The organism is Rhodococcus qingshengii JCM 15477, assembly GCF_023221595.1.
GTDB lineage: Bacteria > Actinomycetota > Actinomycetes > Mycobacteriales > Mycobacteriaceae > Rhodococcus_F > Rhodococcus_F qingshengii.
The window spans coordinates 95,232-121,884 of record NZ_CP096568.1; the positions used below are offsets into that span (position 1 = coordinate 95,232).

Annotated in this window: 25 protein-coding genes and 1 riboswitch; of the genes, 11 read left to right on the forward strand and 14 right to left on the reverse strand. The window is 62.4% G+C overall.

Annotation, left to right across the window (positions count from 1 at the left end; all coding sequences use genetic code 11):
• Positions 1-4: 4 nt before the first annotated feature.
• From M0639_RS34030 to M0639_RS34070, 9 genes are all read right to left on the reverse strand, one after another.
• On the reverse strand, positions 5-772 hold the full coding sequence (locus M0639_RS34030; RefSeq protein WP_064075497.1) for an HNH endonuclease family protein: 768 nt from the start codon (positions 770-772) through the stop codon (positions 5-7).
• Positions 772-1,116: a hypothetical protein gene (locus M0639_RS34035; RefSeq protein ID WP_209448998.1), complete on the reverse strand. Its 345-nt coding sequence runs from the start codon at positions 1,114-1,116 to the stop codon at positions 772-774. Before M0639_RS34035 ends, M0639_RS34030 begins: the two co-directional genes overlap by 1 nt.
• A complete protein-coding gene (locus M0639_RS34040; protein ID WP_011133408.1) occupies positions 1,113-3,599 on the reverse strand; it encodes a site-specific integrase in 2,487 nt (828 codons plus the stop codon). Before M0639_RS34040 ends, M0639_RS34035 begins: the two co-directional genes overlap by 4 nt.
• Positions 3,596-4,855: a tyrosine-type recombinase/integrase gene (locus tag M0639_RS34045; RefSeq protein WP_064074683.1), complete on the reverse strand. Its 1,260-nt coding sequence runs from the start codon at positions 4,853-4,855 to the stop codon at positions 3,596-3,598. Before M0639_RS34045 ends, M0639_RS34040 begins: the two co-directional genes overlap by 4 nt.
• Positions 4,856-5,348: 493 nt before the next feature.
• Positions 5,349-6,107, reverse strand: coding sequence for a prepilin peptidase (locus tag M0639_RS34050; protein WP_197486184.1), 759 nt, complete (start codon positions 6,105-6,107; stop codon positions 5,349-5,351).
• A 25-nt stretch (positions 6,108-6,132) separates the two neighbouring features.
• Positions 6,133-6,816 carry a hypothetical protein gene (locus M0639_RS34055; protein ID WP_064074685.1) on the reverse strand — a complete coding sequence of 228 codons (684 nt, stop codon included), beginning with the start codon at positions 6,814-6,816 and terminating at the stop codon, positions 6,133-6,135.
• A 464-nt stretch (positions 6,817-7,280) separates the two neighbouring features.
• The gene (locus M0639_RS34060; RefSeq protein WP_030537893.1) at positions 7,281-7,610 is read right to left on the reverse strand and encodes a hypothetical protein; all 330 of its coding nucleotides are present in this window, start codon (positions 7,608-7,610) and stop codon (positions 7,281-7,283) included.
• Positions 7,611-7,642: 32 nt separating this feature from the next.
• Positions 7,643-9,868, reverse strand: coding sequence for an FtsK/SpoIIIE domain-containing protein (locus M0639_RS34065; RefSeq protein WP_082893218.1), 2,226 nt, complete (start codon positions 9,866-9,868; stop codon positions 7,643-7,645).
• Positions 9,865-10,080 carry a hypothetical protein gene (locus M0639_RS34070; RefSeq protein ID WP_042445464.1) on the reverse strand — a complete coding sequence of 72 codons (216 nt, stop codon included), beginning with the start codon at positions 10,078-10,080 and terminating at the stop codon, positions 9,865-9,867. The genes M0639_RS34065 and M0639_RS34070 overlap by 4 nt, the downstream gene beginning before the upstream one ends.
• A 480-nt stretch (positions 10,081-10,560) precedes the next feature.
• Here M0639_RS34070 and M0639_RS34075 point away from each other — a divergent pair, with 480 nt between their 5' ends.
• The 4 genes from M0639_RS34075 to M0639_RS34090 all read left to right on the forward strand — a co-directional run bounded on the left by M0639_RS34075 (position 10,561) and on the right by M0639_RS34090 (position 15,316).
• Complete coding sequence (locus M0639_RS34075; RefSeq protein WP_064074688.1) at positions 10,561-10,806, forward strand: hypothetical protein; 246 nt, start codon at positions 10,561-10,563, stop codon at positions 10,804-10,806.
• Positions 10,807-10,944: 138 nt separating this feature from the next.
• The gene (locus M0639_RS34080) at positions 10,945-11,820 is read left to right on the forward strand and encodes a metallophosphoesterase family protein (RefSeq protein ID WP_064074689.1); all 876 of its coding nucleotides are present in this window, start codon (positions 10,945-10,947) and stop codon (positions 11,818-11,820) included.
• 368 nt (positions 11,821-12,188) lie between these two features.
• Positions 12,189-13,805 carry a MutS-related protein gene (locus tag M0639_RS34085; protein ID WP_197486185.1) on the forward strand — a complete coding sequence of 539 codons (1,617 nt, stop codon included), beginning with the start codon at positions 12,189-12,191 and terminating at the stop codon, positions 13,803-13,805.
• Positions 13,802-15,316 (forward strand): MutS-related protein, encoded by a 1,515-nt coding sequence (locus M0639_RS34090; protein WP_064074690.1) that lies wholly within the window; start codon positions 13,802-13,804, stop codon positions 15,314-15,316. The genes M0639_RS34085 and M0639_RS34090 overlap by 4 nt, the downstream gene beginning before the upstream one ends.
• 82 nt (positions 15,317-15,398) lie before the next feature.
• Here the strand turns inward: M0639_RS34090 and M0639_RS34095 are convergent, their stop codons facing one another.
• The 3 genes from M0639_RS34095 to eno all read right to left on the reverse strand — a co-directional run bounded on the left by M0639_RS34095 (position 15,399) and on the right by eno (position 18,972).
• Positions 15,399-16,094, reverse strand: coding sequence for a phosphatase PAP2 family protein (locus M0639_RS34095; RefSeq protein WP_064074691.1), 696 nt, complete (start codon positions 16,092-16,094; stop codon positions 15,399-15,401).
• Positions 16,095-16,450: 356 nt separating this feature from the next.
• Positions 16,451-17,710, reverse strand: coding sequence for an MFS transporter (locus tag M0639_RS34100; protein ID WP_064074692.1), 1,260 nt, complete (start codon positions 17,708-17,710; stop codon positions 16,451-16,453).
• Entirely contained in the window at positions 17,707-18,972 is a 1,266-nt protein-coding gene (gene eno / locus M0639_RS34105; protein WP_064074693.1) for a phosphopyruvate hydratase, read from the reverse strand. The genes M0639_RS34100 and eno overlap by 4 nt, the downstream gene beginning before the upstream one ends.
• Before the next feature lie 297 nt (positions 18,973-19,269).
• A riboswitch (Fluoride riboswitch) is annotated at positions 19,270-19,361 on the forward strand.
• On the opposite strand from eno, the gene M0639_RS34110 reads away from it, so the two are divergent.
• The 7 genes from M0639_RS34110 (at position 19,345) to M0639_RS34140 (ending at position 24,118) form a co-directional block, all read left to right on the forward strand.
• Complete coding sequence (locus M0639_RS34110) at positions 19,345-19,869, forward strand: FluC/FEX family fluoride channel (protein WP_064074694.1); 525 nt, start codon at positions 19,345-19,347, stop codon at positions 19,867-19,869. It overlaps the preceding riboswitch by 17 nt.
• Positions 19,866-20,231, forward strand: coding sequence for a fluoride efflux transporter CrcB (gene crcB, locus M0639_RS34115; protein ID WP_064074695.1), 366 nt, complete (start codon positions 19,866-19,868; stop codon positions 20,229-20,231). Before M0639_RS34110 ends, crcB begins: the two co-directional genes overlap by 4 nt.
• Before the next feature lie 10 nt (positions 20,232-20,241).
• Complete coding sequence (locus M0639_RS34120) at positions 20,242-20,790, forward strand: universal stress protein (RefSeq protein ID WP_064074696.1); 549 nt, start codon at positions 20,242-20,244, stop codon at positions 20,788-20,790.
• A 49-nt stretch (positions 20,791-20,839) separates the two neighbouring features.
• Entirely contained in the window at positions 20,840-22,114 is a 1,275-nt protein-coding gene (locus tag M0639_RS34125) for an MFS transporter (RefSeq protein WP_371736607.1), read from the forward strand.
• A gap of 29 nt (positions 22,115-22,143) precedes the next feature.
• Positions 22,144-22,872: a phosphatase PAP2 family protein gene (locus M0639_RS34130; protein WP_064074697.1), complete on the forward strand. Its 729-nt coding sequence runs from the start codon at positions 22,144-22,146 to the stop codon at positions 22,870-22,872.
• Complete coding sequence (locus M0639_RS34135; protein ID WP_064074698.1) at positions 22,869-23,432, forward strand: histidine phosphatase family protein; 564 nt, start codon at positions 22,869-22,871, stop codon at positions 23,430-23,432. The genes M0639_RS34130 and M0639_RS34135 overlap by 4 nt, the downstream gene beginning before the upstream one ends.
• A 140-nt stretch (positions 23,433-23,572) precedes the next feature.
• Complete coding sequence (locus M0639_RS34140; protein WP_064074703.1) at positions 23,573-24,118, forward strand: universal stress protein; 546 nt, start codon at positions 23,573-23,575, stop codon at positions 24,116-24,118.
• Positions 24,119-24,743: 625 nt separating this feature from the next.
• Here M0639_RS34140 and M0639_RS34145 read toward each other — a convergent pair.
• Positions 24,744-25,616, reverse strand: coding sequence for a TniQ family protein (locus M0639_RS34145; protein WP_064074700.1), 873 nt, complete (start codon positions 25,614-25,616; stop codon positions 24,744-24,746).
• Positions 25,613-26,653 carry a TniB family NTP-binding protein gene (locus tag M0639_RS34150; protein WP_064233800.1) on the reverse strand — a complete coding sequence of 347 codons (1,041 nt, stop codon included), beginning with the start codon at positions 26,651-26,653 and terminating at the stop codon, positions 25,613-25,615. Before M0639_RS34150 ends, M0639_RS34145 begins: the two co-directional genes overlap by 4 nt.

Genomic DNA, 26,653 nt, shown 5'->3' on the forward strand with positions numbered 1-26,653 from the left:
TCGTTCACGAAACACGATCCGCCGCCTCGACATTGGAGGGAAGCGCCTGGCCGGGACACGTCGACAGGACGGCGGCGATCGTGTCTTTCTCCGCCTTGGTCACCCACAGTCGATATCGGAGTTTGACCGCGACCTGACGGGCCACATAGGTACAACGGAACGCCTTGTTCGGCGGCAGCCACGATGCAGCATCCGAATCACTCTTCGCCGAGTTCGGAGCCTGCGTGGTCGCGATGAGATTGAGCGGATCATTCGCCAGATCGACCCGCTCAGCGGCAGACAACTGCTGCGCGCCCTTCTGCCACGAATCACCAAGAGCGACAACATGCTCGATCGGGACGAGCGGCGAAGTCGTCTCCCCGCGAACGAAATTCACCGTGGTCCCGGTATACGGATCGTGAAGGACTCCCGACTGCACCACGCACGGCGGCGCGGCCACACCTGAGCGGTCTTTGCACGTGATGTCCACGAGGTCACGGGAGAGTATGTCCTCGCGGGTGCTCAGCGAGTTCCCGCCCCACATAACGGTGTTCGTATCAGTCCACGCGACCCCGAACTCGCTGCGCGCATACCCCGTCTTCGGCGCACGCCCCTTCACCGCAAGCTGCTCCAACGCGGACAGCACCTCGCCAACCTGCGCACCCGGCGCAGAAGTTCCGGACACCGGAGCAGCGAACACCGCCCCGCCAACAGCCGGAAGGACCGAGCAACCAGACACAGCGACAACGGACGCCGCAGCCACCCCCGCGACCCCGCTCACGCGCTGGCCCATCACACTGCCACCACAGCAATCAGCGGCATGACATCGACATAGTGACCAGCAGAAAGAGGAAGACTCCTTGACAAAGCTGCTGATAAGACGTGGTCGATCTGAACCGCCGATGCGTTGGCCTTCTCGAACTCGATGGTCGTACCGGTGTAAGAATCCTGAAGCGTTCCCGCTATGACGACACAGTTCCGCGTACCGGGCTTCGTCTCTATGGCAGTTAGTTGTTGTGCCAGAACATTGTTGCGTGAATCGCAACCATCGTGGCCGCCTGGTCCGTCGTAGTCGTCGGTCCACGCAGGCCCGAAACTGCAGGATTCTCTGAACAAGAATTCAAGCTTGGTAATCATGTGGAAGTCCTTCCCGAGATCGATCCGAATCCAGGCATTCCGAGGTCAGTTGTTGCCGATCCTCGTTTCATCGTGGCATCGACCTGTGCGATCTTGTCCCTGACTCCGGTGTAGCTGACCTGCAGTCCTTCGACTTCACCCAGCCAGCCTTCCTGTTTGGCTTCGATGATGCGGGCTTCGAGGTTGTCTCGGATTTCTTCGAGCCTGCCTCGCTGCGTTGGATCCGGCCGCAGGAGTGAGCATCTGACGCAAGCATGCTCATGGATGCAGGGTGTGCCGAACGACCGTGCGCAGGTCCCGACCGATACTTTCCGCTTCTCGAAATGAGACAAGAACGCATCCCATTCCTCGTCGGTCGGTGTCCGGTATTCCTCACTGGGTCTCATCGAACGACGACGCGCGATGAACGCTCGATGCGCTTCGATCGTTTCCGAGGGGTAGACGGCCTTGTAGCCCATCGTCGTGTCAATTGTCTTGTGCCCGCAAATAACCTGTGCGATATGGGGTGGCAGGCCGTTCATGATCGCGTCGGTGACGAATATTCGCCGGAAGTCGTGGGGCTGAAACATCAACGGATCGCCACTGGCATCGGTGAGAGCTGCCACGGTGAGCGCATTGATGAGGAGCTTGCGGACGAAACTCGGTGGGATCGCTCGGCGTTCGTTTCCGATTCCCCGCTGAAAGAGCAGCGGCATCGGCGGATTCCACAGCTTCTCCTGCGTATCGTAGGCAGCCACGAGCGGTATCGATCCGTTGGGTTGCCGCGAACGCTGAACTACCGCACTGAGGACTTCCGCAAGCTCGGGACTGACCAAGATCAGCCGCTCGGTATCGGTCTTCGATGGAGCTATCTGCAGCAGCGGAACCAGTTCACCGGTACTAGGTAGTCGATATTCGGTGATGCTGTGGTGACTGAGCTCGAGGAGCTCTTCATGACGGATACCGCTGAGCCGCAACACTTCGATAGTGGCGAATGCCCAGAATGCTTCCTCGTCCTCGTAGGTGAGATCGCGGCGAACACCGGTAACAGTATTGTCGGCCCATACGACGCGGCCAGTTCCCCGACGGATCAAGGATCGTCGCAGTTCTCCGTCGGTTCCCGCGATCACCTCACCTGGTTCGGTGTTCTGCGCCGCAACAAGTAGAGCCGCTGCGGCCGCGCGGCGGTCAGCTGCGGACCGAACCAACTGCGACAGGACAGGCAATCGCTCGCGAGTGCGCTGATCCATCCGCGCTTTACGGTGTTTGAGTTCCTTGCCTCTTTTGACCTCGGCGTCGCTGATCGGGCAGGGCGCCACCCACTGCGCCCAGCGTGCCGGATCTTCGACGGCCCAGTGCGCGAGGTCGAGATAGAACGCACGCACTTGCAACAGATTGTCTTTGTAATTCTTTCGGGGCGAAGTTGTTTCGTGCTTTCGTCCCGCCGCGTCGACGGCGGTGCGTGTGATCGATCTCAGGTCGTCCTTCCATGCTCGGGCAACGTCAGGCGGCAGCGCCAGGGTGTCGATACCGGGGGCGAGTGTCTCGACGCGGCTCCAGAACAGCCCGGCGAGTCCTCGGGCACGAGAGTTGAGACTGGTGTAGTCCAGCGCGGGTTGACGCTCGCGCAGATAGTCGATGAGCAAAGCTCGGATCGGTTGGTTCTCGATCGGGTAGCGGTCGACGAGTTGTTCGATCGTCAACTGTCCGACCGGAGCGCCGAACGCACGGATGCTGTGTGGTGCATCCTCGGGAAAGATGCCCATCGCACGTAGTCGCAGGTAGAAATCGATCTTCTTCTGACCGCGGCGGGAGTGCACCTGCGCCATCGTTTCGATCAGCTCCACGCAATCGCCGACAGTGATCTCCGCGACCGTCCCGCCTTTGGATACCAGCAGGGTCGCGATTCTGGTCGCTGCGATTCGTGCATCGTCTCGCGAGGTATCCGGCTGAGTGGCAGCAAGCTCGTCCAACCGCGCGAATCCGTCCGGATCTCGCAGCTTTGCCATCATCGGCGCGAGAAACGGGTGCGCCCGGGAGAGCATCCACGGCAACTGCGGCCGGATCACGTCCAGGCACAGCAACATCAGCAGTCCTGCAGCCAGGTCGTTGCGATCATGTCTGACAGGGCGCCCGTGTCCGGCAATCCATTCCACCGGGAGATCGGCCCAGGAGGTTGTCGCGCCGTAACGAGACCCGCGGATGTTCTCGGCGCCGCTGGCGAGCCACCGGGCTTGCCAGGTATCGCCTGGCACCGAAGCCAACCAGGTCAGTATCTTGATCACGCCCCGGTGCCGTCCGGCTCGGGTGGTGACCGCAGCCTCAGCAAGCACCGAGCAGTTCAGTCGGGCCTCGACCTCCTCAGCAGAGGCAGCGGTGTGCGGCCACCAGAGTTCACCTTCGCGTGGTGGAAACTGTTTGTGCAGTTGGCGAATCCTCGAATGCGGCACCGGTGTGACCTCGAAGCGTTCCGGGCGGGTCATGTGCTTGACGGCAGTGCTCACAACGGCCTCCCGAACAGCACGCTCAACGCTGCCGGATCGTATCCAGGAGCAGGAGGCGGCGACGGAGCCCGCGGATGTTCCCGCTGATCAGCAGTACGAGCGTGGTGGGCCAGGACGCTGGCGATCACCTCGTCCTTATCGGGTGTCAGATAAATTTCGGTCGTCGACAAATGGGCGTGCCCCAACACCTCTTTGACCTCCACCAAGGACAAGTGCGGGTCGTTGGCCATCCGCCTCGCTGCACTGTGACGTAAGTCGTGCAGAGTCCAATCCGAACCGAGGGTAGCATTCGCACGCTCGAACATCCGATGCGCCGCATGGTAATTCAACGGGCGGCGAGGCCTTCGCAGTGTCCACCACAACGGTTGCATCCGTCCGAGTGGCACCTCGCCCCGCAACTGCTCCTGATACAACCGCAACCAGACGAACGCGTCCGCCGACGCGGGTACCTGCTCCACCGCACGTGTTCCCTTGCGCACCACAGTAATCAACTGCTGCCCCGGGTCGACATCGCACTCGCGGACTCCCAACAGCTCCGACGCTCGCACCCCCGATGAAATCCAGAACGCCACCAACGCCCGGTCCCGATCCGACGACAACGCCGCGAACAACTTATCGAACAGATCCTCGGGAATCGCTCGGGGAATCCGCTGCGAGACCCGAGGCCGGTAGCGCCCCACACGCTCAGGTGCCCAATGATCCATCGGATTGTGGTGCGCATGAGCCCATCTCGACCGGCGAGAGAGATCGAGAGGGAACGGATTCAGAAGCGGGCCAGTCCCCGCGTCCCGATGAAAATCGTAGAAACTTCGCAGCACCGTCTCACTGTGCGCCACTGTCGCCGGCGAGTACCCGGCCCCCAGAGCCGGTTTGCCGGTGACAGGATTCGGCGATGCCGCAGCAGTAGCAGCCGCCTCGGCGCTGGCCGGCACCACTGATCCTTGTCGTGCCTTCGCCGTCAACTGGATCCAACAACTGAAATCGCGGGCATCGACCCGATCGGCACGATCCCACGCCACGTCCACAGCGTGAAGGAACCGCCACCATCTGAGCAGATCCATACCGTACGAACGCACCGTCGCCACCGACCTCCCGGAAGCGATCAGCTCCCGGAAGAACACCTCGACGGACTCCACTCGTTCACCGTCGCTGCCCTGCAAGACGTAAGGCTCCGCCGCCTGACCTGTCGCTATCAACCGACCCACTCGGGCCACCACAAGCCCCGACAGATCTCTCGAACTTTCCCCTTCGCTCATGTCCGCAAGCTACCGACCCACATCGACCCCACCCCTTCAGACCTGCACCATTCGGCATTTAGTTCAGTCAACGGGGCCTCTCCCTTCCCACAACCCCTCTGGTAACCCGAAATGTTCGGAACCTGGTCCACGGCCGACGAGCTCTCGATTAGGCCCGCGACTTTCACCGCGCTCTGTAGAACCTCTGCGCTCGGGACTTGAGGAGGTACAGCAGGAGCTGCGTCCGGATAGGTGGCCAGTGCAACACCTGCCGCGACAGCCGCTCCTGCAACCCATGCCATTGCCTTGGATGTACCTGAGATTTTCACAGTGCCCTCCCCGATCAGTTTGTTGGTTCGGACCATAACGACGACCCAATACACTTTGGACACGTCATTTGTGAGATATAGCCGTTAACCTGCGAAGACAGCAGAAAAAGATCCTCTGAACACTGGCGGTTCAGAGGATGATGTGAGTATGGATCTTGCGATTACCAGACGAGTTCCGGTTCCATTCAACCGTTCAGGGCGAGGGCTAGCGCACAACCCGCGACAAGACCCGGGCCGGCGGCAATTTCTCGGGCTGTCTCGGTTGATCGAGTTATGCGCCTATGAATGATCGTGCCGATCACCACTGGGAACAAGACGATTACCGGCCAAATCAGCCCGGCAACTACGCTCGGCCAACCCTGATATCCGAGCACAAATCCTAGACTCAGGCTTAACCTGACGTCACCCAATCCCACCCCTCCCCTCGTGGCCCACGCGACAAGCAGGTACATCAGCGCTGTCGCGAAACCGCCCGCGACCGCACGAAGGATCGCTGACGCATCTGAATCAAACAGCCCTGCAACGACAATCAGCAAAAGCGTCAGTGTCGCTGCCGTGTAGGCGGCGGAAGTCGGAATTCGCATCGTTGCTTGATCAACGACCGCACACCACACAGCAATAGTCGACAGTGCCAGGACGGCAGGCAACGCTGCTCCCATGTTCGCGAATTCGGTTGCCAGAAGCCAGAAAACGGCCGTGAAGATAGAGGCAATGTGAGTAGCTGCGCTGGTCACTTCGAAGGGGATGTCCGCATCTCTGCACCAGACAGTGACAGCGGTTCGCAAACCGCGCGACGCCATCACGGCGCAGATCAGAGTAATTCCCACGGCAAGTGCGCCAGAAACCACACGATTTTGGGCGTGGAGTGCCTCAGCAGTGTTATCAAAAAGTGTCACAACTCCCGATGCAAAGAGGACAACGAGAAGAGAGACAAGAACTCGCATGGTGAACAACTGTGGTCGCGCAGCGCTACGCAACATCCGAAACACTCTCCCCATGAGCGGCACTCTTCGTTCTCATTCGAGCACGATAACGGACCAGTCGCGTGTTGGCTGCTCGCTCGTCGCAGCTGAGGACGTCGGCCAGTCGCGCGACGGGCCACTTTTGCGACAGCGCCACCTTCACAATCGCCTCCTGATCTGCGAGGGTGAGATTGATGGAGCGCTCCCCATTCAGGCGACGTTCGACGGCAACAGGATCGAGCGATTTGAGACCTCGGGGACGGTGCGGGCGAGCTCGATAGTCGTCGATCTCATCGTCATCCCACGCCAACGGAGGCGCCCAGCCCTGAACATCGCGCGCCCAATCTCGAACTGCGGGATTCGGAGCTTCCGAGGTCATCGAAAGCTCGTCGTAGAGACGATCGATCGACTCCCACAACGCAACACGAATCAAGCCCTTCTCCGGCAAGGATTCCAGTACTGCCTGCGAAACACCCAGGCGCTGCGCCAGATCACTGAACGGGAACCCCATCGCGACCAGCGCACGGATGCGTCGTTGCGCACCAACACCCGGAGTCCTCTTTCGATCGTCAGAAGGGTGAAACGTCACGGCAAGCACTCGTTGCGCGACGGACGCATCGATCGACTTTTGTGTTTGCGAACTGATCGTAGAAAGCGCCTTGAGACTGACCTTCGCCGAGTGCGCGATCATGCGTCGAGTCAGTCCGGCTTCTTCAAGAACTTCCAGATGCCGGCGCGATCCGTCGGAGTTGAAAACCGTGTCGGAATTGAAAACCGTGGTGGACCTCAGGCGGCGGGAGGTTGTCCTAAACGTCCCGCCGCCGGAGGAGGAGCGACGTGAAACGTCGTCCAACCGGGATCTGGAGTCAGGGGACCAACCCGTTCTCACAGACTCCGGCTCCGAGGACCGGTAAGCCGGCCTGCTCTCCACTCTAGCGGTGGAAGCCGGCAGCGGAAACAGCCCGTCGTCTTCGTCGGTCAGCGAAGTCAGTGTGCACGGTGCAGAAGGCATGCGCGAAACAGCGTTATCCAAGGACATTGGATTCTCTTTTCGGTTGTGTGTGCACGGATGGTCAGTCCGTGTCCCAGCTAGCGATTCGGACGATACCGCAGCGTCGACCTCGTCGTCCAGGTTGACCGATGCGATGCGGCCGATCACAACCGATCCCCAGACGCGAGCCGGCGATCGATCCGTCGCTCATGGAGCGCCCGAAGTGCGCTGAATCCGCACACCGATGCAGCGATCAAGACCGCCCCACAGATAACGAGGCGAGGTAAGTCGAGACCACCGATCTGGCCAGGAAACGTCAAGAGTGGCGACTCCGACGCGGCGACAAGGATTTTCCGCTCGACTAGCCAGGTCAGCGAACTTCCCCACCACCCAGGCACAAGTGCGATGACCAGCGGGACGGCGAATGGTGTCAGACACAGCAACAGGAAAATATCCGAGTCCGACAAGGTGTTTCGAGAATTCGAGTTCGTCATGGATTGTCCTTGTCTATTGAACTGGTTGTGGTTCAGGACAATTCGAGAGCTCGACGCCGCGAGACCTCGCCGTCCCCTGGGACCGACAGAACGCCTTCGGAGTCGCCGTCACCGCGCCAGGTGATGGCGTAGTGGTCTTCGTCGAATTCGTCCGGGCCCGGGTCACTGTCGACCACGGCCCAGTGGTCGGTGTCCTCGTCCACACAGATCAAATCGCCTACCTGGATCTCCCCTGGAGAGCTCGCGGTGGGTTCGCTGAAGCCTTCCCAGTCATCCTCGACAACGTCATCGGCAAGCAACTCCGGAACGACAGTGAGTGCGGGCCGGGCGTGGGCAGACTCTGCAGCGTCAAGGAGATCTTTGGTGCGGGGTAGCCGCGTGGAGTAGATTCCGAGAATTTCGAGAGGGGTGGCGCCTCGGGCGCTATCGCGCGATCTTCCTTTAGCGCGCATCGCGACTGGATCGCTGTAGGGATGGTCCTCTGCACGGCCCCACGGCGCCATCGCATAGTTGTGGAATCTCAGTTCGACTTCTTCCGAGTCGCCTTTGTCGATGTCGACCTCGTCAGGTTCGGGGTCGAGAATCAGCAGGCGCGGATGGCGAGCCACCGCGGGGCGAAGTACCTCGAAAAGCTCGTAACCTTCATCGCCCGGGCCCACCTTGCGCGGATCCGGTGTGCGATACGTCTGGATCTCCACTGCGTCATTCGCGTCGTTGACCGTAGTGGCGCGGCCGCGGCATCCCCGTGGAATTGAAGTGCCGATACTCATCGACTCCCACATCATCTGCGCACCTTGTGGGGAGAGCCTGCCCATGGAGACGCGCATCCGGAAGTTGTCACGCATGTCGCCACCGAAATATTCGGCGTCCGGGCGCTGGGTGCCGAGAACCATATGTACCCGGGAGGTTCGACCTTTACGGGCGATTGATCCGACTTCCTGCAATGTACGAGGCTTGGTGGGATCGCCCTTGCCTTTGATCATCGAGTACCAGTTGAGAAGGTTGCCGCGGAAATCAGCGAACTCGTCGATGAACAGCACCAACGGTTCGAAGTCGGTTTCTTGAGCTTCTCCGGCAATGATCGCTGCGTATCGCTCTTCCATGACTTGCCATGCACGATGGATGACAGCGACTTGATGAGCGATCTGTGCCGCAACGATCTGCACGTTCGGCCAGTCCTGGAAACCGAGGAATTCGACTCCCTTGCCGTCTACGACCCACACGATCCAGCCGTTGGCCGTGACCTCGGTGAGAACAGTGTGAGCGGTCACTGTCTTTCCCGTTCCGGAGGAACCGACCAACATCATGTGTGGGTCAACCGCTGGACGCCAGTACATGACGTGACCGTCTTCGTCGATGCCGTACGGGATCTTGACGCTGTCGTAGTTGATCAAGGGGTTGTCGTCGGAAAGAACGGGAGCGGGATGCCACACGTTCTTCTTGAAATTCGGACGGACCTCGAATCGAACAGTGTCCTTTTCCAGTTCCCACTTGGCACGCCAGCGCCCTGGCAACAATCCTGAGACTGTCCGCTCGATTCGGTTGCGATACCCAGACGGAGCAATTTTCGTTCCGACTTCGTGGCTGGCTTCCAAGGCACGCAACTCGCCCGTTTCAGGATCGAACTCCGTTTTCGTGATCTTGCAGGTCGGCCCGAGCAACGTCAGAACGGTGCGCTTCGCACGAGCGATGCTGGCGACTTCCTCAACAGTTTTTTCGTCGCTGGCGCGAGTCGGAACGAAGATGATCCGGCGGCGGCGCGCGTCGTGCTTCTGCAATTGGTACTCGCCCCACGCCTGACCGGAAAGCACCTCGTTGATACGCGCGATGAAGTGCTCGTCGAGCGCCAATTTTGCCGACGCGTATCGGATCACGAGGCGGCCGGGACGTCCAGGCCACCCTCGCATGTCCCACCGGCTGGCTTTGATGGTTTCCCGACTTGGCGCGGCAAGTCCTAGTTGAGGGCTGAGCTGTTCGATCGCACGGTCGACCTCGACGTCACGCAGTTTCGTGCGATAGCCCAGAGCCCCCACACCGATTGCGGTTGCACCGCTGACTGCGGCGATCGGCACTGTCCAGACACTTTGATCGACGATCGGGGCGAGACTGGCGAAGACTGTTCCTCCGGCGGCAGTGATGGTGGCGTTGCGCAGCCAGGGGTGCGGGCGCGCTTCAAGTGGCGGAGACTGTGCGGCGATCTGGCGTGCGGAGGCCAGTTCCATCGCGCGCGAAACGCCCCTTTCCATCGAGGCGGTCATGCAGTCACCTCCCGCAGAGGAAGGCAGTGCACGCAAGATCCGAGTTGGACGAGAGTCGCCGCCGGCCCATCCTTCTGCGCTTCTCCGCTCGGGAACGAGCGACTTGCAACAATCCGCGCCGAACTACCGGTGACACCGAACACGAGGACCGAGGTGATCATCGGTTTCTGCTTCGCATTGGCTGTGCTTGTCGGATCCGCTGTGGTCTTCACCGTTCGTACCTCCGTCTCAGCGAGCCGGAATTTTTGGCTCTCGTAAGAGAGGAGGTTCGGGTGAGCACGGCCTGTGACAGGTCGGCACAAACTTTTTTTGCCAGCGTGGTCGGCCGATGGTGGACGGTGCGTGGGTCACCGGTGACCTACCGATCGGTGGTTGTTCAGACTCATTGAATCTGATGTTTCTCCGCGGCATCGACCTGGGAGGAATCATTTTGGTTGAGCCGGCGGGATTCGGTGCGGCTCAAAGTACCTGAGGCGCGTAGAAGCGCCAAGGCCGTCCTTAAGGTGCAGCGAGTTCCGTCGATCCTCGCCACATCTCGACACCGGGCCACATCAAGGTTTTCGAACTTGCCGGGCGGCGGTTCAACATGCGTTGCCTGTACTCGTGGGGTTGGGTAAGTGAGGTCTCGTCGAGAACGTCGGGTACAACCGAGACGAGGTCGGGGAGACATCGGTAATTTCACGCTCGGTTAGATGGTGCCGCACACCACACCTGGCTTGGTGACGATTCGACGGTGGCGTGTCTACATCACCTTCGAGTTCGGCGGTTTCGTCCACACTGCAGTATGGGAACGTACGCCGGCGGGAGTAAAGTTGACCGGAACAGTGGTGGTGGGGCCCACCACCAAATGCGGTGTTCGCGCCGCCAACGGTCCCTACCTCGAATCGAGCGACGTATCGCTCGGAAAGGTAGGCCGCTCTGCCGCATCGCATCGGTGAAGGCACCGGAAAATACCGCGACGGTGTGGCTGCCGATTCTCGGCATCGTCGACACCTTTCGGGGCGTCGTCGACGCGCAGGACCGCTCGGAACTTCACCATTCTTCGAACAGCAGAGATCACGGCCGAAGGTTCCGCTATGTACACAGCTCACCAGCCCACGACGGGACGATTCCTCAACTCTCCCAACCGTATTGCGATTGCAGGGGACTGGCATGCCGACACTCGATATGCGGTCGAGGCGATCGAACATGCAGCCAAACGCAATGCGAACGTGGTAGTCCATCTCGGCGACTTCGGGTATCGCTTCACCGACGCCTACCTCGATGCACTCGACGCTGCTCTCACCGAGTTCGATCTGGTCCTGGGTTTCGTGGACGGCAATCATGAAGCGTTCGACGCGCTGTTGGCGCGTCCCGTCGCACCGGACGGTCTTCGGTACCTGCGAGAACGGATCGTGCATCTGCCCCGTGGATTGCGGTGGTCGTGGGGATCGACGACATGCCTGGCGATGGGTGGCGCGTACTCCATCGATCGGTTCTTACGGATCGAGGGCACGTCGTGGTGGCCGCAGGAAACGATCGACACCGGCGAGATGGACGCGGCGATCACCGGTGGCCTCGCGGATGTCATGTTCTGTCATGACTGCCCGGCCGGAATTCCGGTTCCCGGAATGCAGCGCGATCGGTACGGCTTCCCACCACGGGAATTGGCCGCGTCGGAAGCCAATCGGCAACGATTACGGGAGATCGTCGATCACGTGCAACCGGCACGCCTGTGGCACGGCCATTTCCACCACCGTCACCAGGCACTGCTGCACGGCACAGGTTATCGAACGCTCATCGACGGTCTGGGCCGCAACCATGATCCGATCGACAACAACATGGTCGTGGTGAACCTCGCCGATCTCGGTCGTCACCGGTGGAGTTGTCGAGGGCAATCCGCGGCGTCGGCTCCCGGGTTTTCAACGCCGGAGGACCTTCCCGACGGTGTCCTTCCGTCGTATACCGCGTGAGGGGTGCCGCGGCGATCGAACCGCCGCCATAGCAGTCCTCACTTCCGATGTCCGCCTGCTCGTGTGCCTCGGAATCAGACAGGGTCGGCTCGTCCGCGCATCCTGCGCTCACATGTGCTGTTCTTCTGCACGGCACGGGATTTCGAGTTCTTCGACGCGGGTTCGGTGACCGCATGCTGGTCAGGCAGGATCGACACGGAGTATTCTGATAGTTAGCTTGCATGGCGGTGGGACTCGCCACAATGTGCGCTCATCCGGCATCCGTACGGGTGGAGCCAACGGTTCCTGGTCAGATATTCGATGCTGACCGGGGCCGCACTGATCACGAGGATCTAACAGCTCGGTCGACTGACCGAGAGGAGATCCGGATGAACGTCCGACCGCCCCTTCCAATGCACAATGTCGACGCCATTCATCGCACGTACGCACCCGACGACGACGCGGCAGCTATGACAGCCGAGAGTTTTCGCAGCATCCTCTTCGAAAACCCCGCAACCGCACCACCTCTCGAGACGAATCCGCCCGAGTTCTTCGGCGATCTGAACCTCGAGCAGGTCGTGACATCGATCGTCGCCGGCCACGAGGAGTACGACCTCGAGCAGTTCTTCCACACGGCCCTGACCGATACCGCGGCGATCACCTACCGACACGAGGTCTTCCGCGACGTGCAGATGGAGGAGGTGCGGTCGGCGGTCGACGAGTTCGCGGCCGGGATGCACGAGATGCGCACACACCTCGCCCGTGCCCGTAAGCGGTACTACCCCCGCGAACAGCAGGCCTGGTTTCTCATGGCTGTCCGCGTTTTCGCCGTGGCCACTACCCGCTTGTCCGACAACCTCACTGTTCTGTCCCTACGATCGTCGGGTCTGCGTAGATTCCGCGACTACCTCGCCGATTATCTCCAGGGCCCGGAGTTCTCCACGCTGCGAGGTGATCTGGACAATGTCGAGCGGGCACTGTCGGGCATCCGGTACTGCCTGATCATCAAGGGTGACCGCATCACGGTCCGAAGATATGACGGCGAATCGGACTACAGCACTGAGGTGGAGAGAACATTCGAGAAGTTCAAGCAAGGCGAGGTGCGTGAGCACCATCTCCGCAACACCGCCGGGTGGGGGTTGAACCACGTCGAAGCGCACGTACTGGATCTTCTCGCCCGACTACATCCCCGCGAGTTCGCAGAACTGAACCAGTTCTGTCAGCACAACCGTGGATTCCTCGACCGGGTCATCGACGACTTCGACCGCGAGATCCAGTTCTACCTCGTCTATCTCGACTACCTCGACCGGTTCGAACACGCCGGCCTGCAGTTCTGCTACCCCCACGTCACCGATCGGTCCCATGAGGTCAGCGCGTTCGACACATTCGATATCGCGCTCGCCGAACGCCTTGTTCCCGAACGAGCGGTGGTGTGCAACGACTTCGCACTGACGGGCCGAGAACGCGTCATCGTGGTCAGTGGACCCAATCAGGGCGGCAAGACCACCTTCGCGCGCACCTTCGGACAAATGCACTACCTGGGCCGCCTGGGCTGCCTTGTCCCTGGCCACCGGGCCCGATTGCATCTCTACGATCACCTGTTCACACATTTCGAACGCGAGGAGGTCATCACCAACCTCAGCGGCAAACTCCAGGACGAACTCGAGCGGATTCACGACATTCTCGACCAGGCCACCAGCGAGAGCATCGTCATCATGAACGAAACCTTCACCTCCACCACCGTCAAGGACGCCCGTCTTCTCGGCGGCGCCGTGCTCAACCGGATCATCGACCGCGGCATGCTCGGTGTGTACGTCACGTTCGTCGACGAGTTGTCGAGGCTGAACGAGGCCACCGTCAGCATGGTCGCCGCCGTCGACCCCGACGATCCGGCGCATCGCACCTTCACCCTCGTCCGCCAGCGCGCGGACGGCCTGGCGTATGCCCTCACGCTCGCAGAAAAGTACCGCCTGACCTACCAGCAGGTGAAGGAACGTCGATCATGAAAGCACACCTGATGTACCGCAGCCGCGACTTCGCCGCCGGAACCGAACTACCCTCTCACGCCACCGATCTGAGGAAAGACCTCGAACTCGACACCATGCTCGATGCAATGGCCGAAGGTGATTCTTTCCTGCGCGGTGTGGCCGACGCCGCGCTGCTGACGACAGTGACCGACCCGGATGCCATCATCTACCGGCAACAGATACTGCGCGACTGCTTCGCGCAGCCCGCCGTGGTCACGCAGATGTACCAGCTTGCCGTCGAGGCGATCGAACGCGAACACAAGCAGTACTATCCACTGCTGATCCATTCCCCCGATCCGGTCCTGCACCGATCCATTGAGGTACTCGAGATGTTCCTCGACATGCTTGCCCGACTCAAGAACATCGGAGCCGAACATTCCGCGGAGTTCACATCGGAGGGGTTCACGACACTGTTCACCACGCTCGCCCGTGAACTCGACGACACCTTCTTCCGTAGCGCGCGGGACCAACTCGAGCAGTTGCACTTTCCTCAAGGTGCGCTGCTCAGTGCCACCCTGGGCGAGGGCAACAAAGGTGAGAGATACGTTCTCCACGAACCGCCTCATCGGCGGTGGTGGGAACGGATTTTCGCGATGCAGGAGCCGGTCTCCTACAGCTTCGAGATCGCCGACCGCGATATCGCCGGCGCACAGGCACTGGGCGATCTGAAGGGACAAGGGGTAATCCTCGTCGCTAACGCCCTCGCCCAATCCGCCGACCACATCCTGAGCTTCTTTCGGATGCTGCGCACAGAACTCGGCTTCTACATCGGCGCCCTGAATCTCGCCCGGCACCTCGCCGCACTCGACGAACCCATCTGTTTCCCCGAACCCACGCGCCCCGGAGAAACCGTGTTCACCTGCACCGGAATGTACGACGTGGCACTGAGCCTGACCGCCGAAGATCGTGTGGTGGGCAACGACATCGCCGCCGACGGGAACACACTGGTGATGATCACGGGCGCCAACCAGGGTGGGAAGTCGAGATTCCTGCGCAGCGTCGGGCTTACCCAACTGATGATGCAAGCCGGACTGTTCGCGCCCGCACAATCGATGCGGGCCACTGCGCGCCCCGGCGTCTACACCCATTTCAAGAGGGAAGAAGACGCCGCCATGCAGCGCGGCAAACTCGACGAGGAACTTCACCGGATGAGCCGGACTATCGACCTGATGCCGACGAACGCGATGTTGCTGTGCAACGAATCCTTCGCCTCCACCAACGAACGTGAAGGCTCGCAGATAGCGAGTTCGATCCTTCACGGGCTGGTGGACACCGGAACCACCGTCTTCTTCGTGACCCACATGTTCGACCTCGCCGACAGCCTCCACACCGAGGCCAGCGACACCACTCTCTTCCTCCGCGCCGAACGGAGACCGGACGGGGAGCGCACCTTCCGGATCATCCCGGGCGCACCGTTGCCCACCAGTTTCGGCGAGGACCTCTACCAGCGAATCTTCGGAGTGCGCCTCGAGCATTCGTCTCTGATCTGACTGCTACCTGACACGAAAGATGCGATTCTCGACGGGAGTGGCGTGCTCTTACCTGGGTTTAGCCGGGTCGGCGAAGAGTTGTTCACTGTTTAGTCGGGCCCACTGCTCGACGCCGACCTTGCATCGTGATGGTGATTGCGTTGTGCTCCGGTTGTTCGGGCGCAGTGGCCCCTGAAAGTAGAGGACGAAGCGGCCCGGTCGAGAGTTTTTCGACGAGTGCGGTCACATACTTGCGCAGTACTAGTGCGGTGACCAGACCAACGACGAATCCCACGACAAGACCGGCGATGACGTCGTGGGGGTAGTGGGCACCGACGTAGACGCGAGAGAAGGCCATCAAGGCGGCGGCCACCGCTGCCACCGTGCCCCATCGCCAGCTGACGAAAAACAGGGCGGCGGCGACCGCGGCGGCGACGACGGTGTGGTTACTGGGAAACGAATAGTCCGCCAGAGGTGGACACTTTTCGAGAATGAACGCAGTTGGATAGGAGTTGCAGGGCCGCGGCTCCTCGACCACCCCTTTGACCGCGTCGTTGACCAGGTACGCGGCGACCGCGGCGATGGGTGCGGCCACGACGGCGGCCATGGTCGCCGAGTCTTCGCGCCGGGCTTTCCACCACGCAGCGATGATCAGCACACCGAAGAAGGCGATGCCGATGCTGGTGTACAGATACATCGGCTCGTTGAGCCACGGTGTGTCTCGGGCGAAATCGGTCACGTCGATATACGACGATCCGTCGATTCCGGATCCGTCGAGCGCAAGATTGTGTGTGTTCATGTCCTCGTTCGTCTGTCGTCGTCAGTCGGTTGCGCCGGTTTGTCGCAGCACCCGGTCCGGCGAATCGGCCGCCGGAGAACTCGACTGCCCACTCCCGTGGCGGATCGTCCACGATTGCCCATCCCGGTACGCGATGCCGTCACCACTGTGTGCACCAGCCGCCCGTCACCGGCCTCTCCGTGCGCAGTCTTCACCGATGGCGCTGTGTATTTGCTGAGAACCGCTGCCCGCCGGTGGTTCGCTCTTTTCGGAGTCGCTTGTCGCGCAGGGGTGCGGCAGATCGTCGATAGCTGGTGTACGCGGCCCTCGGTCCTTGTCTCAGCGCATGATTCGAGTACCTGCGCAGCGTCGCCCGGTCATGCCGTTGTCCAGTTGCGGCGGTCACGGGGTTGCAGCAGCGGCGATGCGAGCACCGACGCGAACATCCACGCCGCCACGTACCCGAACGCCACCATCGGCGAGATCAGCGACCACAAGATCCCGGCGATGACCGTCGAACCCATGTCACCGAACGCCTGCACCAAGCCGAGAACCCCGAAACCGTTGCCGCGCAGACCCTCCGGCAACGTCTTCGCGACCGCTGTCGATTCGGCCGTCTCGGCCGCGCCGATCCCGAGACCTGCGAGAACGAACCCCAACAGAAGCAGTGGCCACGCGTGCGGACCGACAGCGAACACCAGATACCCCGCCACGTAGACGAGCGCGCTACTCGCGAACACCAGCCGCGGGCCGATGCGGTCCGAGAGTTGCCCGGCGACAAGCGAACACACCGTAGCGGCGGCGTTGTGTGCGACGTAGAGCAGGATCGCCAGGCTGGTGGCCGCAGTGAGATCCCGACCTCCGCTCTGCAGGAGATCCGTCGCCCGCAGGATCAGCAGGGTGGTGGCGAGATTGCCGAGTTCGAACATTGCCACCGGCGTCAATGTGCGGGCGAACCCCACTTCCCGCAGCTCCCGCAGGTTCAGTGTGAGGGTCCGCCGGCCGGCTGGTTCACCGAGGGAGCGTTTGGCTTCGCGGGCGGCGATCAGGATCGCCACCGCCGCGAGGATGCCCGGAACGATCGAGAGGACCATCGCATGCCGGACACCGACGACGGCGACCAGGATCGATGCCGCCAACGGCCCGATGATCGCCCCGGCATTATCGCCCGCACGCTCGACACCGAATGCCCGCCCGTACGAGTCGTCACGCGAGAGCGAGGTCAGCAGCATGTCGCGGGCGGGTGAACGCACCCCTCGTGAGATCCACGCGAACGAGCGCAGGAACGCCACCTGCCACACCGCGGTGGTCAGCCCGATCGCGGCGGTGGCGATCGCAGTGCCGACATAGCCGGAGGCGGCCAGCCTGGACCTGCGGGCAGGGTCGTTCGACAACGGGCCGCCAGCGAGCTTGGCGAGCCCGGTCAACGCGTCCGCGGTGCCGTCGATCGCTCCGAGCGCCCCCGGGCCGGCATGCAGGGTGGAGGTGAGGAACGTCGGGAGCAGGCTGGTGACCAGTTCGTGGCTGGCGTCGCTGAACAGGGACGCCCCACCCACCCCGAGCACTCCCGGGGTCAACCAGCGACTGTCGGTCGGTTCGGAGTTCGGTGGGTCGGCAGGTCGAGACGCCTCCGTCACGACGGTAGCCCGTAGCGCAGGCGGGGGTTGGCGTCGGCGATCTGCAGGAGGCGGTTGTACTTCGCGACCCGTTCCCCGCGGGCGGGCGCACCGGATTTGATCTGGCCGCATCCGGATGCGACGGCGAGGTCGGCGATGAAGGTGTCGTCGGTTTCGCCGGAGCGGTGCGAGATCATCGCCCCGTATCCGGCGTCTCGACATATTTTCAGCGCCTCGAGGGTTTCGGTGACGGTGCCGATCTGGTTGACCTTGATCAGGGCCGCGTTGCCCACACCGGCGGCGATGGCGTCGGTGATGATGGCCGGGTTGGTGACGAAGTTGTCGTCACCGACGATCTGGATCCGATCGCCGAGGGTGGTGGTGAGGTGTTTCCACCCGTCGAGGTCGCCTTCGCTCAATCCGTCTTCGATGCTCCAGATGGGGTATTCGTCGACCAGACGTTCGTACCGGCTGATCATCTCGGCGCTGGTGACGTGTTGCCCGGAAACCTCGTAGAAGTCGTGGGTGTGGAATTCGCTCGCCGCCGGATCCAACGCGATCGCCACGTCGCCGAGCCCGGGGATGTAGCCGGCCTTCTTGATCGCATCGACGAGCAGGGTGAGCACTTCTTCCGGCCATGCCACCTCGGGCGCGAAGCCGCCTTCGTCGCCGAGACCTGTTGCGAGGTTGCGGTGTTCGAGCGAGCTTCGGAGGTCGGCATAAATTTCCGATCCGGCCCGCACGGCATCGGCCATCGATGGGGCACCGAGGGGGGCGATCATGAATTCTTGGAACTGCAGGGCGTTCGGGGCGTGGCGGCCACCGTTGACGACGTTGAAATGCGGTACCGGTAGCCGCGGCTGCACACCGTCCGGGGTCAGCGCGCGCCACAACGGTTGCTTCGCACTGGCGGCGAAGGCGCGGGCCGCGGCGATGGAGACACCGACGATGGCATTGGCACCGAGATGTGATTTGTCGGCGGTTCCGTCGAGTCGGATCATCACACGATCGACGTCGGCGAGTGTTTCGAAGACTCTGCCGGTCAGCGCATCTGCGATGGGGCCGTTGACGTGGGCGAGCGCCCGCGAGACTCCGCGGCCGTGGAAGCGGGCGCGATCGTGATCGCGCAGTTCCACCGCTTCCCGGGTTCCGGTCGAGGCTCCGGAGGGGACACCGGCGCAGACGACGGTCCGATCGGAGAGTTCCGCGGTCACCGATAGGGTCGGATTTCCGCGTGAATCCAGGATTTCCACCGCGCGAATGGTCGAGAATGTGACAGACATCGGGTCCCCCTCGGGATGTGGTTGCCGCTGACCGGCTACCGACACCTCGTGGGTAGGAGTCCCGGCCAGCGTTGTGTGCTGGACCAGGGACCGTTGGCGTTCCGCTCCGTCGGGTGCGAAATGCGGTTATGGCGAGCCCCACCGCCATGATCGTGGATTTCACGTTACGCCGCGATGGGGGAATGGAGCGAGCCGAAGCCGGCACCCGCCGGCGACGAATTCGTTCACGAGAGGAGTGGGGTCGTGAGGCTCGAGTGTCCCGGAGGCGACAGCCGCGGCCCAGTCAGGATATATTCATCAATGACAGGCGATGGATCTCCGCCTAGACACACCCTCCGGAGGGTTGTCTGAACCGCCCCACTCCCGGGGCTGATGGCTCCTTCCCACCGTGGAAGGACTGTGCCTGTGACCCGCCCCACCGATCCCGCACCGACGCTGCCGGTCGACCCCGATTCCGTTCCCCGCGAGCCGGGGCCGCTGCATGTGCGCCCCTCGGCCATCGCCGCCGTCGCCGCAGGTGGGCTGCTCGGCGCGCCGCTGCGCTACGGACTGGGCGTCGCGTTCCCCACCTCGGCCGGACAATTCCCGTGGACGACGTTCGCGATCAACATCGCCGGCGCCCTGCTGTTGGGATTGTTGCTCGAAGCCCTCACCCGCCTCGGTGAAGACGCCGGGTGGCTCCGGCGGGTGCGGTTGTGTGTCGGCACCGGTGTGCTCGGCTCGTTCACCACCTACAGCACCCTCGCCGTGGACACCGATCTGCTTCTCCGTGATCACCACCTGTGGTCCGCGGTTCTCTACGCGGTGGCCAGTGTGGCGGTCGGTCTCCTCACAACCGCCGCCGGAATCGCGGCCGGGGCACGGATCCAGACCCAACTCAAGGAGGACGGGCGGTGATCACACTGTGGATTGCACTCGCCGGTAGCGCCGGCGCGGTGAGCCGGTTCGTTCTCGACGGGGCGATCCGAACCCGGCGTAGTGCCGAATTCCCCTGGGCCACAGTGATCATCAACATCACCGGCTCCTTGATCCTGGGACTGGTCACCGGAGCCGTCCTCTTCCACGGCGCCTCGCGCGAGCTGCAGTTGATCGTCGGAGTCGGGTTCTGCGGCGGGTACACCACCTTCAGCACGGCAAGTTTCGAAACGGTGCGGCTGATTCAACGCCAACGCTATTGGCCCGCTTTCGGTAATGCGGTCGGGACTCTGGCCCTGACCGTGACGGCCGGCGCCGCAGGTCTCGCGTTGGCGGGACTGTGAGGAGAACACGATGAGCAAAGACGCACGTCACCGGTTCACCGAGAACTTGAGGTCACTCGAACCGCTGCATATCGACGGGCCACCGGCAGTGCCTGCGCCGGCGTGTCATCTGGTGGTCGGCTTCGACCGCAATGCCGGCTCCCATTCGGCATTGCGGTTCGCGGTCGACTTCGCGCTGCGCATCAATGCCGGTGTGCACGTGGCGCACAGTGTCGACCCGAACGATCTCCCCATCGATCCAGATTCCCCCAACTACGAGAGGGAACTCGCCGACGGACTCGAATCCGAACGTAGCGAGGCGTGCGCGATGCTCGCACCGCTGCCCGGGAACTGGTCGTACGACTGCACCCACGAGGATCCGATGCGGCTACTGATCTCGATCGCCGAGCGTCACGACGCGCTGATGATCATCATCGGCACTCCGCGGCGCGGCTTCGTCTCGATGATGGAACGGGTGTCCGGTGAGTCGGTGTCCGCGCACCTGATCCACAAAGGCCACCGGCCGCTGTTGATGATTCCGGCGCAGGCCCGGTTCTCCGGATGGACGGCCACACCGTGATGGCTGCTCCGCCATCGAGGACAGAGAATGACGGAAGGACACACACCTAGTGCCTGATCGGACCGATGGGCAGGAAATAACCAGCACTGCTACCCGCATACCGTTGACACCGTGGCGATTCATCGTCGCGTTCGGCACGGTCAGCTTGCTCGCAGACTTCGTGTACGAGGGCGCCCGTTCGATCACCGGGCCGCTACTCGCCTCACTCGGTGCCACCGCCCTGGTCGTCGGCATCGTCACCGGTATCGGTGAAGCCGCAGCCCTGATGCTCCGACTGGTTTCAGGTCCGCTAGCGGACCGAACCCGCAAATTCTGGACATGGACCATCTCCGGCTATGCCCTGACCGTGGTGACAGTTCCGTTGCTCGGCATCGCGGGAACACTCTGGGTGGCATGTGCATTGGTCATCGCCGAACGCGTCGGCAAAGCCGTCCGAAGCCCCGCAAAGGACACTCTCCTCTCCCACGCCACCGCTGCGACCGGCCGCGGTCGCGGTTTCGCCGTCCACGAAGCACTCGATCAAGTCGGCGCGCTGATCGGTCCGCTGGTGGTCGCTCTCGTCCTGGCAATCACCGGCGGAGACTACGGGCCTGCATTGGGGATTCTGGCGCTACCGGGCGTGGGAGTAATCGCGATGCTGGTGTGGTTGCGAGCCCGCGTCCCCGACCCGGTGCTCTACGAAATTCCCCACCGCACCGAGCCAGGTGAGGAGACCAACCCCGATCATCTCGCCCACGCCCCTCGAACCCACTGGTGGCAGTCTCTGCCCGAATCGTTCTGGGTCTATTCCGGGTTCTCTGCCGCGACGATGATCGGATTCGCCACCTTCGGGGTGCTCTCCTTCCATCTGGTCGCTCGCAATATCCTGCCCGCGGCTGCCGTCCCGCTCGTGTATGCCGCGGCGATGGGCGCCGACGCTGTCGCTGCACTGGTAACAGGATGGGCATACGACAAGGTCGGCGCGAAAGTACTCGGTAGTCTTCCCGTCCTTGCCGCTCTCGTGCCTGTGCTGGCATTCACCGACTCCGTGGTCGCGGTGATCGCCGGCGCGCTGGTATGGGGAGCGGCCGTCGGCGTGCAGGAGTCGACGCTGCGCGCGGTCGTCGCCGACCTCGTCCCACCACCTCGCCGTGCCACCGCCTACGGTCTTTACGCCGCGATCATCGGAGTCGCCACCGCCGTGGGCGGGGCCTTGACCGGACTCCTCTACGAAGTCTCGATCCCGATCTTGATCGGCACCGTCGTCACCATTCAAATTCTCGCTGTCGTGTGCCTGATCGGCACCACACACATTCGATCTCACACCAGTCGTTCCCCTTCCTGAATTCATCCTCCGATCGGACGGTTCCTTTCGTGTCCCACCACCCCGATACCCCTGGCCAACCGTGGATCCGGCCGCTGATCGCGGCGATCACCTGTTTTGCCGTGTTGCTCGTCGTCGGTGTCTTCTCGAAGACGTGGGTCATCGAGCACGGACTGGATCTCGACGAAGGGATCGAACGCCACCGCACATCGTGGGGCGTCGTGTTGGCTGAGGTGGTGACCGATTGTGCGCAACCTGCGGTCGGAGTCGGCGTCGTCTTCGTTCTCGCAGCCTGGCTCGGGATGCGTCGGCGCCGCTCGGACGCGATCCTCGTTCTGGCGATCATGGCGGGAACACTGATCGTCTCGACCGTCGCCAAGTATGCAATCCGGGAGCCCCGGCCTCCGGTGTCGTTGTGGGCGATGACGCCGGACACACACTGGTCGTTCCCCTCTGGACATACCGCCGTGGCAGCGGCGGGTGTCGGCATCATTGTTCTGCTGACCGCACACTCACGCTCGGCACTGCGCAGGGGCGCCCGTCTTCTCGCAGTCCTGTTCGCCCTCACCGTCGCCGCATCACGCCTGTATCTGGGGGTGCACTACCCCAGCGACGTGATTGCCAGCTTCCTCGCCGCCGCCACCGCCATTCTCGCGGTTCATGTCGGCTCTCACATCCCTGCCGGGTTCCGCTTGGTGACCGGCCGATGGCTACGTAATGGCATCGACGCGCCGAATGTCGTTGACATCGAAGAACCGATGAGAGAGGACTCGTCATGACCTCGCAGCTCTACCTCGTCCGCCACGGACAAACCGCCCTCAACGCCGAAGGCCGCCTACGCGGCCTGGCCGATCCACCGCTCGACGAGATCGGCGAGCGACAAGCCGCCGCCGTAGCGAGGGCCCTGAGCGATATCGGAGCGAGCCTTGTTCTGTCCAGTCCACTCCGCCGCGCCGTCCGCACCGCGCAGATCATCGCCGAGGCGCTGGGCATAGAGCAGCGCATCGATGCACGCTTGAACGACCGCGACTACGGGTTCTGGACCGGGCACCGTAAGAGTGAGGTACTAGCAGAATGGGGCACCGTCGATGCAGCGCCCGGGGTGGAGACGTCCGAGACGGTTCTTACCCGTGTCCTGCCCGCACTCGACGAATTCGCGGTACCGGGCGCCGATTCGACACCGTTGATCGTCGTCACCCACGACGCCGTCATCCGGCCACTGATGCTGCACATCGACCCGGACGCAACGACGATCACCGTCCCCACAGGGTCCTACCAGGTGCTCATCTACCTCGAGGGGAGGTGGAGAATCGATCTCATCGATCAGCAACCCCTCTGACCATCACCTCGGATGAAAAGCGTCACCCATCCCGTCCCGGTGCCCGGCAGTGCGACTGCCCTTGCGAGCCTGCGAATTCCGGGCGAGCCTGCGACTTCCGGCACCAGATGCGATGGTCGTCCACCGTTCCAGGAGACCCCATGAACAGCCAGCAGAAGATTTCGCACGCGGCGCACTCACCACTGACCTGTCATCTGCACGAAACCCGCTCACATCTACCCGTCGCAGGTCACATCGTTGCCGGCCTCGGTTCCGGCGCCCCTAGCAGTAACGCACTGACATTCGCCACGGATTTCGCAGCGAAGCAGGGCGCAGCATTGCATATCGTGCACTGCATCGACGTCGAAGACATGCCCGTCGAAACCGATTCCCCCTATTACGAAGATCGCTTCCACCAGGCTGTCACCGCCCAACGCGATCGCGCACTCGCGATACTGCACGCCTTCCCCGGTAACTGGACCTACGACTGCCAGCGCGCCGAACCTGCACAATATTTGATGACAATCGCCGACACATACGGGGCCTTCGTCATCGTGATCGGCGCTCCGCGCCTGGGAGCGGTATCGGCCGGCGGCACTCTGTTCCACACCTCGGTCTCGAGCCGACTGGCCCGTCAGAACCGGTATGCACTGCTCCTGATTCCGGCTACCGTCTCCGCTGCAGCGTGGCCGGACAAATCCACGTGACTGTGTCGGCATTTCGCGCGCCCCGCCGTTCCGCGATGCGATAACGACGGACTGCTGTTCACCTGGTGACGACAGAGTACTGCGCTGATGCGAGACCGCTCAGAGTAGAGATTTCTCCGTGACGACACGCTGCCCGCGGAGAAGAACGCACATAAACTCATCCGCCAATCGGTAGTACATCTGTCGACCGTCTCGTGTCCGAAACAATCTTGCGATCATGAAGCATACGAACAGCATGCGAGACCGCCGATGCTGTCATTCCTGTCCACGGCCATGTCCGTGACGCACAGGGGCCCAGTGCTCAAGCAGCACAGTATTCGTAGTCTATTCGGATCTGCCATCGCCTCGAAGCGGTTGCGCCACAAGTCGATGTCGCATCCGGAGAAGAGGCCGGGTTCAGTCTGCGCATAGGTCTGTCTGCGAACCTCGCGTAAGCCGTGAATACTTCGGATCGCGCCCAGGCCCGCCCGCAGCATCAATGAATGGTGCCAGAATTGATATCAATTTGTTTGCATTCGACTTTCGCAACCCCACAATGTCCGATTTCTGTCTCATTTTCAGGCGATGGCGGCATCAGACACGCCGGCAAGCTGCTCTCTAGTGCAACAAGTCAAGTCGACAGTGGTCAGAGCATGTTCCAGTCGATGCTGGCCCGGGTGAGACCCTCGATCCATTTCACGATGGGGTCGCTTTTGCCCTGTGGCCAGTAGGGATGCCGTTCGCCGCTTGTCCGCCATCCGAGTTCGGTGAGGAACAGATTGCATGTGTGCTGTCTGGAAGCGACCCGCCGCCAGTGCGGTGAGACCAGCAATGCGGCGGTGTTGACGACGTTGGGGTAGCTCGCCGCCAAATATTCGCAGTCGTCGAGGGCGATGAACCGCCTCGCATTCGGCTGGAGGATGCCGAGTCTTTCCTTGACGCCGCTGCACGCGGGAAATGAGACGAGGTTGTTCCACACTCCGCGAGCGACGTCGAAGGCGTATTGGGTCGGTTGCGGTCCGCGTCGTTGCGCCAAGCGCCGATGTCTGGAATGAGCGGCCAGGACTGCTGGTGTGTCGCTGACATCGAGCACGCGGCCGCGATCGAATTGCCCACCGCTGAACCAGATCTGGTGCATCGGGCAGGCATGGACGTACGACGGGTAGTAGCGGGTCACTGGGCCACCTCGGTGACGGTTCGTGCAGGCAGGGCAGGCCGGTCGCGGCCAGTCCGCGAAGCGGGCAGAGTCGGTGTGCCAGTTCGACAACTGAGGAAGCGTGCGTGTGAGCTGCTCGCGTGAATAACCGGTGATGGCGACGAGCCTGGCGAGGTTACCGAGCCGGATGCGTAATCCCAGCCGCGTGGGGTCGAGCCCGAGGTGACGCTTCAGTGCGTCGTTGCTGATGTGGTTGACGACGGCGAGTCTGCGTAGGTAGGACTCGATCGTCTCGTTCATCGAGGGCGGGATGGGAATGGGCAGCGGGCGCGCTTGCCCGCTCAGGCGCCGCCGAGAGGTCATGCAACGCCACTTCGCTTGGCCGAACCCTTGCCGGGAGCCAACTCCGGCTGAATGTTGGCGGCGCGGTCGAGTCGCTGGGCGTCGAGATGAGCTTTGGTGACCTTCTCGCTGCCATCGAGGATTGCGTCGATGGCAGCTCCCCGGATGAGGTGGGACAGGCTCCCGAGCATGCCGTTGGTGCGCTGGTAGAGATATTGGCCCTGACGGGCGAGGGTGCCGGGTTTGTGCCGATGCAGGCGGAGCGCTTGCTCGAGTGTGACGATGAGAGCGCGCCAGTGTTCGCGCTGCGCGGTGCTGCCGTAGGCGAACGGGTGGGTGGAAATAGTGGCGAAGCGGCCGGCGATCTGGCGGCCGCGGATGCCGGAAAACAAGCCTGCATGTTCGACGTCGATTCCGGCGTAGACGAATGTCGCCGGGATGCGCTCGGAGAAGTATTTCAGTTGATCGGAGACCTCTGCACCCGCTCGGGTGGTCAGCGAAATGTTGTGGATCTCATCGACGAGGACCAGATCGCAGCCGACGTCGCAGAGGACCGCGCAGACGGAATTAGTGATGTCGGTGAGATTGGCGCGGCCCGTGACCGGGAGACCGAGGAACCGCGCGAATTCGACCGCGACCATGCGCGCAGTCGCAGCCGGGGGCAAGGTGATGTAGACGACCGGAATCCGTGTCCCCCGAACCGGATTGCGCAAACGCGTTCGAAGCTCATGGGCCAGCCCCAACTGGGTCAACGCGGTGGTCTTGCCCGTACCCGCGCCGCCGGTGACGATCAGCCCGCGCCGAGCCGATATCTGGCGGCGATTGAGAATCAACAGCCGCCGAACGGTTTTCGTGATGTCCTGGATGGCAGGGGTGTTCACCACGATCAGTTCGGAGTGGTAGTCCAGCCGGGTGTCGTCGTAGTCGGCGCGTTCGGACGGTGCCAGCTCGCACCAATCTCCGCGCAGCTCAGGCGCAGAGCGGTCACGGCCAACCCAGCGATTCCAGCCCTCCTTGGTGGTCAGTGGGGCGTCCGGTGGCGGGTCGAATTCACTCAT